The organism is Pseudomonas sp. MD195_PC81_125, assembly GCF_014060985.1.
Lineage (GTDB): Bacteria > Pseudomonadota > Gammaproteobacteria > Pseudomonadales > Pseudomonadaceae > Aquipseudomonas > Aquipseudomonas parakoreensis.
Genome location: NZ_JABULD010000475.1, coordinates 16742 through 27419, shown reverse-complemented (window position 1 = coordinate 27419; position 10678 = coordinate 16742). Strand labels below are relative to the sequence as shown.

General features: G+C 62.3%; 8 protein-coding genes and 1 pseudogene. 4 read left to right on the top strand and 5 right to left on the bottom strand.

Features of this window, described 5'->3' with window-relative positions; genetic code table 11:
- Window positions 1–140 precede the first annotated feature (140 nt).
- Together HT737_RS19205 and HT737_RS19200 are read right to left on the bottom strand one after the other, a co-directional pair.
- Window positions 141–1037 carry a PA4780 family RIO1-like protein kinase gene (locus tag HT737_RS19205; RefSeq protein ID WP_041067990.1) on the bottom strand — a complete coding sequence of 299 codons (897 nt, stop codon included), beginning with the start codon at window positions 1035–1037 and terminating at the stop codon, window positions 141–143.
- A gap of 238 nt (window positions 1038–1275) precedes the next feature.
- The gene (locus HT737_RS19200; RefSeq protein ID WP_182403691.1) at window positions 1276–2553 is read right to left on the bottom strand and encodes an acetyl-CoA C-acetyltransferase; all 1278 of its coding nucleotides are present in this window, start codon (window positions 2551–2553) and stop codon (window positions 1276–1278) included.
- A 255-nt stretch (window positions 2554–2808) separates the two neighbouring features.
- On the opposite strand from HT737_RS19200, the pseudogene HT737_RS19195 reads away from it, so the two are divergent.
- From HT737_RS19195 to HT737_RS19180, 4 genes and pseudogenes are all read left to right on the top strand, one after another.
- Window positions 2809–4155, top strand: a pseudogene (locus HT737_RS19195) (3-oxoacyl-ACP reductase); the annotation flags it as partial.
- A 9-nt stretch (window positions 4156–4164) separates the two neighbouring features.
- Complete coding sequence (locus HT737_RS19190; RefSeq protein ID WP_182403693.1) at window positions 4165–5019, top strand: MaoC/PaaZ C-terminal domain-containing protein; 855 nt, start codon at window positions 4165–4167, stop codon at window positions 5017–5019.
- A 303-nt stretch (window positions 5020–5322) separates the two neighbouring features.
- Window positions 5323–6885 carry a collagen-like triple helix repeat-containing protein gene (locus HT737_RS19185; RefSeq protein WP_121183553.1) on the top strand — a complete coding sequence of 521 codons (1563 nt, stop codon included), beginning with the start codon at window positions 5323–5325 and terminating at the stop codon, window positions 6883–6885.
- Window positions 6886–7019: 134 nt separating this feature from the next.
- Window positions 7020–8690: a ShlB/FhaC/HecB family hemolysin secretion/activation protein gene (locus tag HT737_RS19180; RefSeq protein WP_047291075.1), complete on the top strand. Its 1671-nt coding sequence runs from the start codon at window positions 7020–7022 to the stop codon at window positions 8688–8690.
- Window positions 8691–8757: 67 nt separating this feature from the next.
- Here the strand turns inward: HT737_RS19180 and HT737_RS19175 are convergent, their stop codons facing one another.
- From HT737_RS19175 to HT737_RS19165, 3 genes are read right to left on the bottom strand one after another with little or no spacing between them, the layout of a single operon-like run.
- Window positions 8758–9030: a DUF3613 domain-containing protein gene (locus HT737_RS19175; RefSeq protein ID WP_041068008.1), complete on the bottom strand. Its 273-nt coding sequence runs from the start codon at window positions 9028–9030 to the stop codon at window positions 8758–8760.
- A 17-nt stretch (window positions 9031–9047) separates the two neighbouring features.
- A complete protein-coding gene (locus tag HT737_RS19170; protein WP_145596273.1) occupies window positions 9048–9770 on the bottom strand; it encodes a tetratricopeptide repeat protein in 723 nt (240 codons plus the stop codon).
- A gap of 22 nt (window positions 9771–9792) precedes the next feature.
- The gene (locus HT737_RS19165; protein WP_182403689.1) at window positions 9793–10677 is read right to left on the bottom strand and encodes a type II secretion system F family protein; all 885 of its coding nucleotides are present in this window, start codon (window positions 10675–10677) and stop codon (window positions 9793–9795) included.
- Window position 10678: the final 1 nt, after the last annotated feature.

Sequence of the window (10678 nt, the reverse complement as noted above, 5' to 3'; positions counted from 1 at the left end):
CAGCGAAGAGGCCGGTACATCCGATAAAATTTTTCAGCTGAACCTCCGCTATCGCTGGCAAGCCAGCTCCCACAGTGAGGTGTGGTGAAGGAACATGCGGGCACAAAAAACCCGGCCGAAGCCGGGTTTCTGTTCAAGCGCTACTGCATCCACGGTGGCGGCGGTGGTTCGTCGGACTTGCCTTTGGGCGCATCGTCGGCAGCACGGATCGCCTGCTTGCGCTCTTCATCCAGACGCGCCGCCTCGATCTCGCGCAACACTCCGCCAACGTCGGCCAAGTCTTCAGGGTCGTCGAACTCGCCGGTCAGCACACTGTTCGGGTGCAAGGTGCCGGCTTCGTACAGCGCCCACATTTCTTTTGCATAACGGGTTTTCTTCAGCTCCGGGGCAAAGCGCCCGAAGTATGAAGCCATGTTGCCCACATCCCGCTCCAGCATGCTGAACGCGTGGTTGTTACCGGCGGCATCCACCGCCTGCGGCAGGTCGATGATCACAGGACCTGTCGGGGTCAGCAGCACGTTGAACTCCGAGAGGTCACCGTGCACCAGACCGGTACACAACATCAGCACGATCTGCGAGATCAGGAACGCGTGATATTCGCGGGCCTGATCCGGCTCCAGCACCACGTCGTTCAGACGCGGCGCGGCATCGCCGTATTCGTCGGCCACCAGTTCCATCAGCAGCACGCCATCGAGAAAATCATACGGCTTGGGCACTCGCACGCCGGCACCGGCCAAGCGGAACAGCGCCGCGACTTCGGCATTCTGCCAGGCGTCTTCGGTCTCCTTGCGACCGAATTTCGAACCCTTGGCCATCGCCCGCGCCTGCCGGCTGTTACGCACCTTGCGCCCTTCCTGATACTCGGCTGCCTGGCGGAAACTGCGTTTGTTCGCCTCCTTGTAGACCTTCGCGCAACGTAACTGGTTACCGCAGCGCACCACATAAACAGCTGCTTCTTTACCACTCATGAGTGGGCGCAGCACTTCGTCGACCAGACCGTCTTCGATCAGGGGTTCAATGCGTTTTGGAGTCTTCATCAGCTTTTATTGTGGGTCCTTTATTACCAAACACGCGAATGTCACTCGTTATACGGCAATCCTCGCGCTACGGGGAGGGGTTGCCGACCTGTGAACCCTGTGGATGCACACACTGTGCCGAAATAATCGACCGACCGTTGCCGATCATAGCCGAGCCCACCGGGCTTGTAGTGATCGGTCGTCAAGGGCATTTGCGACAGAATCTGACATCGCATGCATTTCCCCCGGGGAATTGCGCTCAGCGTTCGATGATTGCGGTGACACCCTGGCCGCCGGCAGCGCAAATCGAGATCAGCCCCCTGCCCTTGCCCGCCGCATCCAGCAGTTTCGCCAGATTGGCGACAATCCGCCCGCCCGTCGCGGCAAACGGATGCCCCGCCGCCAGCGAGCTGCCTTTGACATTCAAGCGGCTGCGATCGATTGAACCGAGCGGCGCATCCAGTCCAAGACGGGTCTTGCAGTATTCGGGGTCTTCCCAGGCCTTGAGCGTGCACAGCACCTGCGCGGCGAATGCTTCGTGAATCTCGTAGTAGTCAAAGTCCTGCAAGGTCAGACCATTGCGCGCCAGCAGACGCGGCACCGCATACACCGGTGCCATCAACAGCCCTTCGGCGCCGTTGACGAAATCCACAGCCGCCGCTTCGCCGTCACGCAGATAGGCAAGGATCGGCAAACCACGCTCTTTCGCCCATTCTTCACTGCCCAGCAGCACCACCGAGGCACCGTCGGTGAGCGGCGTGGAGTTGCCCGCCGTCAGCGTCCCTTTCGGGCTTTTTTCGAAGGCCGGTTTGAGCGTGGCGAGTTTTTCCAGGGTCAGGTCCGGGCGCAGGTTGTTGTCGCGGGTCAGACCGAGAAACGGCGTCATCAGATCGTTGTGCCAGCCTTCGCTGTAGGACGCGGCGAGTTTGTGATGGCTGTCGAGGGCCAGTTGATCCTGCTCTTCACGAGGAATGTTCCAGGTCTGCGCCATCAGTTCGCAGTGCTGGCCCATCGACAGGCCAGTGCGTGGCTCGCCGTTACGCGGAAATTCCGGAATCAAGTGCCGCGGACGCAGTTGCAGAAAGGTTTTCAGCTTGTCGCCGGTGGTCTTGGCGCGGTTGGCCTGCAGGAGGATTTTGCGCAAGCCTTCGCTGACGCTGATCGGCGCGTCCGAGGTGGTGTCGACGCCGCCAGCGATGCCGCAATCGATCTGGCCGAGGGCGATTTTGTTCGCCACCAGCAGCGCCGCCTCCAGCCCGGTGCCGCAGGCTTGCTGGATGTCATAGGCCGGGGTGGCCGGTGACAGCCGCGAGCCGAGCACACATTCGCGAGTCAGATTCATATCCCGTGACAATTTAAGCACCGCACCGGCCACCACTTCACCGATGCGCTGGCCGTGCAGGTTGTAGCGTTCGATCAGACCTTCGAGGGCGGCGGTGAGCATCACCTGATTGCTGGCGGTGGCGTACGGCCCGTTGGAGCGGGCGAAAGGAATACGGTTACCACCGATGATGGCGACGCGGCGCAGCTGACTCATGAAAAGCTCCTTGTTTGATTTCAGACCTGAAAACAATCCCTGTGGGAGCGAGCTTGCTCGCGAAGGGCCGGCACATCCAACAGTTACATTGGCTGACAAGCCGCCTTCGCGAGCAAGCTCGCTCCCACAAGGTCCGCATTTGTCTGCAAGACCTGCTAAACCTCAGTGTTCAAGCGTAGGCCTTATTGCGTGGATCGAACGATTGATTGCCGTTGGTAGTCCACACTTTGAACCCCAACTTTTGGAGAGCGTTCCATGTCTGACCGCTATATCGACTTCGCCAACTCATCCATCGGCCATCGTCTGGTCGGGGCGTTGGGCCTGCCGTCGCCGGTGCGGCTGGAACGCTGGCAGGCCGGGCGCCTGCGGCCGGTAGACGGTGCGCTGCTGATCGGCGGCGGGCCGCTGGCCGAGCGGGTCATTGCATTCGCCAACCGCCTGACCGATGCGATCTACAGCTATGGCACAGAACCGTCGCTGGCCACCGCGTGGATTCCCGGGCACGGGCCGAAACTCAAGGCCGTGGTGTTCGACGCCAGCGACCTGCAGCACACCGACCAGCTCAAACAGCTGCGCGAATTCTTCCAGCCGCTGATGAAAAACCTCGACCACAGTGCGCACCTGGTGATTCTCGGCCGCGCCCCGGAAACCCTGCGCGATCCCTTTGCCTCCAGCGCACAACGGGCACTCGAAGGTTTCTCGCGCTCGCTGGCCAAGGAGTTGCGCGGCGGCGGTACGCTGCAACTGATCTATGTCGGTGAGGGCGCCGAAGAGCAACTGGAAGGCCCACTGCGGTTTTTCCTCTCGCCGAAAAGTGCCTTTGTCTCCGGGCAAGTGATTCGCCTGACCGCGTGCGCCACGCACGTCACCGACTGGACCCGGCCATTGGCCGGACGCAAAGCGTTGGTCACCGGGGCGGCTCGCGGGATCGGCGCATCCATCGCCGAAACCCTGGCCCGCGATGGCGCCGAGGTGATTCTGCTCGACGTGCCGCCGGCCAGGACTGATCTGGAAGCCCTCGCCGCGCGGCTCGGTGGCCGGGCGATCACCCTCGACATCTGCGTTGAAGACGCCGCTGCGCAATTGATCGAACAACTGCCGGACGGCCTCGACATTCTGGTGCACAACGCCGGGATCACCCGCGACAAGACCCTGGCCAACATGACCCCGGAATTCTGGGATGCGGTGCTGGCGGTCAACCTCAATGCGCCGCAAGTGCTGACCAAGGCCCTGCTCGACAGCGGCACCTTGCACGACAATGCGCGGGTAATTCTGCTGGCCTCGATCAGCGGCATCGCCGGCAATCGCGGACAGACCAACTACGCCGCGAGCAAGGCCGGGCTGATCGGCCTGGCCCAGGCCTGGGCGCCGACACTGCTTGAACGCGGCATCAGTATCAACGCCGTGGCGCCAGGTTTCATCGAAACCCAGATGACCGCACACATTCCATTCGGCCTGCGTGAGGCCGGGCGACGCATGAGTTCACTGGGCCAGGGCGGTTTGCCGCAAGACGTCGCCGAAGCCGTCGCGTGGCTGGCCCAACCGGGCACTGGCGCGTTCACCGGCCAGGCGCTGCGGGTCTGTGGACAAAGTGTTCTGGGGGGCGTAGACATGAGCATTGAATGGCACACCCTCGACCGCGAACCGAGCCTGCCCGCCCTGTATGCGCGGGCCGCGACCCGACGCAAGATTACCGGCACCCGACTGCCCGACAGCGGCTTGCGCTGCTGGATCGATGTCGACGGCCAGAAGCTGGCGGCCTATCGCAAGGTCTGCGGCTTTGCCGATGACGGCCTGCTGCCGCCGACTTATCCACACATCCTCGCATTCGCCCTGCAAATGCAATTGCTCACGCAGAAAGATTTTCCGTTCCCGCTGCTGGGGTTGATTCATCTGAGCAACCGCATCCGTGTATGGCGGCCGATGGGCGGAATCAGTCGCGCACAAGTCAGCGTCCGTGTACACAACCTGCAGCCGCATCCCAAAGGGGCAACCTTCGATGTGTTGACCACCCTCGATGATCAACTCGGGCCGCTGTGGGAAGCCGAAAGCCAGATGCTTTGTCGCGGGGTGAAACTCGACGGCGAACCGGTCGAACAACAGTGGGAACCTGCGCAGGCCCTGACCCAGGTGGCGCAGTGGAAAGCGCCGGCCGATATCGGTCGGCAGTACGCCAAGGTCTCGGGCGACTACAACCCGATTCACCTGAGCGCCGCCAGTGCCAGGCTGTTCGGTTTTCCCACGGCGATTGCTCACGGCTTGTGGAACAAGGCACGAACCCTTGCGGCACTGGCCGATCACTTGCCAAAAGCCAACCTGGAAATCGTCGTGCACTTTCGCAAACCGGTGCGTTTGCCCAGTGAGGTTTCGTTGCTGGCAACTGCGGCAGGGTCGAGTGGCGAATTACGCCTGATCGGTGCTGGCGATCTGGAGCACATGGTTGGTCAGTGGCAACCGGTTGCCTGATTCCACTCCGGGCAAGCCTGTAAATTGTGTATATATCACTTAAGTTTTCCCGCCCTTCACGCGGTGCCCTGGAAAACTCCCAGCCTTGATTTTCAAGGCTTTTTTTTTGCGCGTTTTATATCCTGGGTATTAGTCCTTAGGCACTGCGTGGCGCCTTATATATAAAGGCGTTAATACCAACTTGAGAATGGCGGCAAGCCGCGACGCGATCGAGATTGACACCACGGACGAGGCATCACCGGCGACAGACGGGTGAGCCATCGAAAACGACGAATGTTGTTACAGGTGCAAGGAATCTCAATCATGAAAACCCAAGTGTGGTGCAAATCGGCAACAGCTCTGGCATTGATCCTCTCCCTTGGCCTCGCGGGCTGCAGCAGCGGCGGTGGCGGCCATCACAGCAGTTCCGGCAGCTCTTCGCCTGACAGCGCGACATCGGGCACTGGCGGTACCGGCGGTTCCGGCAGCACTGGCGGCACCGATACCGCTGGCACAGGCGGTACCGGTGGCACTGGCGGTACCGGCACGACCAACCCGACAGATCCGACCAACCCAACCAACCCAACCGACCCTACGGACCCAACCAACCCGACAAACCCGACCACCACCCCGTTGGTGACCACCACCCTGGTGCAGGATGTCGGCAATACCGTCGCAGGCGTCGGCGACGGCGTCGGCCAGGTCGGCGATTCGCTCAGCACGGTTCCCGTGGTCGGTGGCGTCGTGCAAAGCGCGGCCAACACCGCTGGCAATGTGGTCAGCACTTTGGGTGACGGCGTAGCCAACGGTATCGGCAAACTGGGTACGGTCGATAATGGCCTGGGCGTCACCGCAGCCTCGGTCGGCGGCGTGGTTTCAGATGTCGGTACCGGCGTCTCGGACCTGAGCGGCAAACTGGCGACCGCCACCGGCAGCGTTCCAGTCGTCGGTGGCGTGGTGACCAAAGTGGCACCGGTGCTTGATGGCGTCGGCGAGAAAGTCACCATGCTCGGCGACACATTGAGCCTGGCCACCACCACAGGCCCGCTCGGTTCAGTGACCAAAAGCGTCGGTAACGGTCTGGTGCCGGTGATTGCGATGGTGGAAAGCACCACCGACAAAGTAGGTGATGCGACCGGCCTCGGTGCTCCGCTCAACGGTGTCCTCGGCCAGGTCGGTGGTGCAGTCAAAGGCCTGGGCGGTCAAGTTACCGGTGCCGGCAGCGGTAATGCCCTGACCAACACCGTTGGCGGCGCCCTGACCAACGTTGGCACCACGGTCGGCAAAGCCGGCGGTCTGGTCGACAATGGCACCGCTTCCGGTGGTGGCTTGGGCGGCGGCCTCGGTGGCGGTCTGGGCGGTACCGGCCTGCTGCAAACCGTAGGCGGCGCCGTGGTCAATGTGGGTGCCGGTCTGAACGCCGGCAGCACCAACGGCGTGGTCAGCGCCGGCGGCGTCACGGCTGGCGGACTGGGCAACACCATCGCTTCGCTCAACACCGTTCTCGGCGGCTCGGGCACGCCGATCACCGCCACCACCTCGCCACTGGCGACCGTCGGCGCTACCGTCGGCGCAGGGCTGAACCCAGTCACCAGTGCGGTCACCAGCGTCACTCAACAAGTCGGCGCCGCCACAGGTCTGGGCGCGCCGGTCGCCGGTCTCACCGGTCAGGTCGGCGGCGCAGTCAGCACAGTTGGCGCCACCCTCGCGTCCACCAACAACCCGGTCACGACCGCCGTCGGTGGTGTGGTCAGCAACGTCGGCGCTACCGTTGGTGCAGTCGGCGGCCTGCTCAACGGTGGCACCAGCACCGGCGGCACCGCAACCGGTGGCCTGGGCGGTGTACTCGGTGGCCTGACCGGCACGCTTGGAGGCAACAAACGCTAAATTGCACCTGGCCGATTCGACGGCCTCACCTACAGCGCCTACGCTTGGTTGAGGGCGGAAGATTCCCACGAGTCTTCCGCTTTTTTCTTAGGAAAAATTCAGCCCAACGCTGTGATCTGACCATGGAGTGTCCTATGCGCGTAATGGCATCCCTGCTGTTCCTCAGTCTCAGTTCCGCCGCCCTCGCCGACACCCTGCCCAGTTTTCTCAACAGCAACGAAACCACCCGTAACCTGCCCGTGCCGAACCTGCCGGCCGATGCCTATCGCCCGGCCACTACTCCGGTGCAAGTACCGGAACCCGGCGCGGCCAGTGCCCAGCCGCTGATGATGGAAACCAGAATCTCCCTGAAGACGGTCCAGATTGAAGGCGGGACGATCTATCCACTCAGCGAACTGGCCGAGATCTATAAACCCCTGATCGGTCACCCGACCAGCCTCGCCGACCTGATCGAAGCCACCCGCACCATTACCCGCCGCTACCAACAGGACGGTTATCTGCTGTCCTACGCGTTCTTGCCCCAACAAAAATTCGACGATGGAGTCGCGCGGGTGGTGTTGGTGGAAGGCTACGTCAGGGACATCCAGATGCAGGGCGACGTCGGCCGGGTCAAAGGTCTGCTCGACAAGCTGGCAGCGAAAATCCAGGCTGAACGGCCGCTGACCCGCAAGACCTTCGAGCGCTATACCACGTTGATGACCCGCATTCCCGGCGTGACGGTGCAGGCCCAAGTGCCGCCGCCCGGCACCACCGACGGCGCAACAACACTGGTGGCCCAGGCCAGCCGCAAACCGTTCACCAGCACCCTGAGCACCACCGAAGACAACCGCAATGGCACCCAGGCGTTGCTCGGGGTCAGCAGCAACTCGCAGACCGCCATGGGCGAGCAATTGACCCTCAGCGGGCTGTTTCCGCCGGGGGATGATCACGAGCATTACTACCGACTGGACTACAACCAGTTCCTCAACAGCGAAGGCACGCAACTGAGCCTGTTTGCCTCACGCTACCGGGCCGATCCGGGCACCAATGTGCTCACCAGCGATGGCTTCGAACTCAAACCGCACAAGGAAGACGACCGTTACTCCATCGGCGTCAGCCACCCGTTCATTGCGGCCTCCAACGAGCTGCTCAACGCCGGTGCACGGCTGTATGCAGTGGATGACAAAAACCGCTACAACGTGGTCGGCTATCCGCTCAGCATCGAAGAGCGCACCAACGTGCGTGCCCTCGCGTTCGAGAGCGACTGGCGCAAGACCGATGCCCGCCAACTGCGGATTGTCAGTGGTGGCTTGTATCAGGGGCTGGACAGCATGGGCGCACATTCCAACAACCCGGCACTGGACCTGAACTTCCTGCGCCTGCGCCTCTCCGGCGTGCAGAGCGACAAGTTCTTCGACAACTGGCAAGGCGTGTTGTCGGCCGCGTTGTACTGGAGCGATGACACCCTGCCCGACAGCGAACGCGCCGTGTTTGGCGGACAGAACTTCGGCCGTGGTTACCCGGACGATCAGGCGTCGGGCGACAAGGGCTGGGGTGCGGCCTACGAGGTCAACTACAGCTTCAACCGCGACGGCAACTGGGTGCGCATCCTTCAGCCGTATGTGGTGCTGGACCGTTCGAAAACCTGGTTCAACAAGCTCGCGGTACAGAGCAACGACCTGTCATCGGCAGCAGTAGGCCTGCGTTTTGGCGATGCCAAGTACTACAACATTGCATTGGAGGCCGCCAAGCCGATGTCCGATGAGGCGCTGGATACGTTCAATCGTCGGGCGCGTTACAGCATCAGTTTCAGCTATCAGTTGTAGACCTTCAGTCATTGCGTCATCGCTGCTTTAGCGGCGATGACGCAATGGATTGAGCCTCGCCAGCAACCTAGTTCTTGGTCTCGATCTTGCCGCCCGCGTCCGGGTCGTAGAAGTCCGGAATCTCATACTTGTACTTCTTCAGCCAGCGCTGCATCGCCTGTTCCCGCTCGGCCGCCGTGGCGGTTTGCGGTTTCGTCGAGGCCGCCTGGTTACGGCTTTGCAGTACCAGCCAGCCTTCGGTTTCCTGTTGCTGCGCCGAGGCCGGGCCGGCGTCGATCGCCTGGGCTGCCAGCGGCAGGCTGAGCAGTATCAGGCAGCTTAGGCGGTGCACGGTGTTCATGGTGATCTCCCGGAATGTCACTTGAGCGTCGACGGTTGTGGGTCAGCCACCACCGCCACTTGATTACCGGCCGCGGTCGGGGCCTTGGCCGGCACCTTGAGTTTTTCCGCACGGGCCCGGGCTTCGGAGAATTGCTCCGGCGTCAGGTGCGCGCGGCTGACGATTTCGGCGGCTTGCTGCCAGTTGTTCTGGTACAGCAGCAAGGTCACCAGATTCAGCGGAGCCAGTTGATCGTTCTGCTTGAGTTCAATAGCGGTAAGGAATTCGAAGCGCGCGTCTTCAAGACGCAACTGGTTGAGGTAGACCACGCCCAGGTCGTTGCGGATCTTGTCATTGGTTGGCGCCAGACGCACCGCGCGCTGCAGGTGCGCCTGGGCCTGACCGTTATCGCCACGGGCGGCATAAATCTGCCCCAGACCATGTTCGGCGTCCGCCGTCAGGCACGTGCCGAGCAGGCCGCGATACAGCGGCTCAGCCTCGTTGCGCCCGAGCAAGCGGTAAACCCTGGCCTTGCGCAAGCGCACCTCGACCAGGTTGTCGGGCAGGCTTTGCAGGTTGGCCAGACTGGCGTGCAGCTTGCCGTCGTTGGCCAGATCATCCGCCAGGTTCAGGGCCAGTTCCTGTTCGGAGTCGAGCTTGCTGCAACTGCTCGGCGCCAGCATTGCCGACCACGGTGCCTGGCCGTCAGTGGCACAGCCACCGAGCATCAACAGACTTGCCACGACAATCAGTGCTTTCATCAACGCTCTCCATGAGCCCACGTCAGTTTGCAAACGCCCGGGTAATCGCGGTGAACCCCGGGCCGGCCAGTACGATCAGCAAGGCAGGAAACAGAAACAGCATCATCACCACCGACATCTTCGCCGACATCTTCGAGATGTATTCCTGCAGTCGGGTCAGGCGCCGGTCGTCGAGCAATTGTTTGAGCGCCAGCAACGATTTCATCGCCCCGCCGCCCTGCTGAATCAGCTGTTGCAGGATCACGCAGGTGTCGGTGAACTCATCGACGGCGAGCATCACCGAGGCCTTGTTCAGCTCCTGCCCCAATTCCAGTCCCGAATCGACCCGGGCCAGAATCAGGCGCAGTTCGCGGGTCAGTTCCGGCAGCAGTTTCTGCCCTTCGCTGCTGAGCACGCGCAGGGCCTGTTCGACCGCCATGCCCGACTCGAACAGGATGCGCAGCAACGGGATGAACGTGGAGATTTCCACAGCGATGGTTTTCTGCCGACGCCCGGCGGCGTAAGCCAGCAAGCGCTTGGGCAGCAAATAGCCGGCACCGGTGGCCAGCATGGGCACCAGCCAGCCGTTGGCCGCGTGCGGAAAAAACACTTCCTGCAGAAACAGCGCCAGCCCCAGCGCCAACAGCGGTGTGCCGATCTGGCACGCGGCGTACAGCGAACGCTCACTGGCGCGGCGCCAGCCGAGGCGGCTGAGCAGGGTCTGGGTTTCACTGTCGATGCTCACCGAACGCTGGCCGAACTTGCTGTTGCCCAACGCTCGCAGCCAGTTGCCGAAACGGCTCTCACGCACCAGATGCCCCTGCAACCGCTGGTTGACCTGGCGCACCCGACGCCGCTCCGTCAGCAAGTGATTGACCACCAGCAACAGTGCGCCGAGCAGCAGCATCAGAGCGGCGAGATAGACCATG

What these genes read in the sequence shown, in the direction of transcription:
- HT737_RS19205 (WP_041067990.1), bottom strand. Translation starts at nt 1,037, where the DNA reads ATGAAGACTCCAAAACGCATTGAACCCCTGATCGAAGACGGTCTGGTC.
- HT737_RS19200 (WP_182403691.1), bottom strand. Translation starts at nt 2,553, where the DNA reads ATGAGTCAGCTGCGCCGCGTCGCCATCATCGGTGGTAACCGTATTCCT.
- HT737_RS19190 (WP_182403693.1), top strand. Translation starts at nt 4,165, where the DNA reads ATGAGCATTGAATGGCACACCCTCGACCGCGAACCGAGCCTGCCCGCC.
- HT737_RS19185 (WP_121183553.1), top strand. Translation starts at nt 5,323, where the DNA reads ATGAAAACCCAAGTGTGGTGCAAATCGGCAACAGCTCTGGCATTGATC.
- HT737_RS19180 (WP_047291075.1), top strand. Translation starts at nt 7,020, where the DNA reads ATGCGCGTAATGGCATCCCTGCTGTTCCTCAGTCTCAGTTCCGCCGCC.
- HT737_RS19175 (WP_041068008.1), bottom strand. Translation starts at nt 9,030, where the DNA reads ATGAACACCGTGCACCGCCTAAGCTGCCTGATACTGCTCAGCCTGCCG.
- HT737_RS19170 (WP_145596273.1), bottom strand. Translation starts at nt 9,770, where the DNA reads ATGAAAGCACTGATTGTCGTGGCAAGTCTGTTGATGCTCGGTGGCTGT.
- HT737_RS19165 (WP_182403689.1), bottom strand. Translation starts at nt 10,677, where the DNA reads ATGGTCTATCTCGCCGCTCTGATGCTGCTGCTCGGCGCACTGTTGCTG.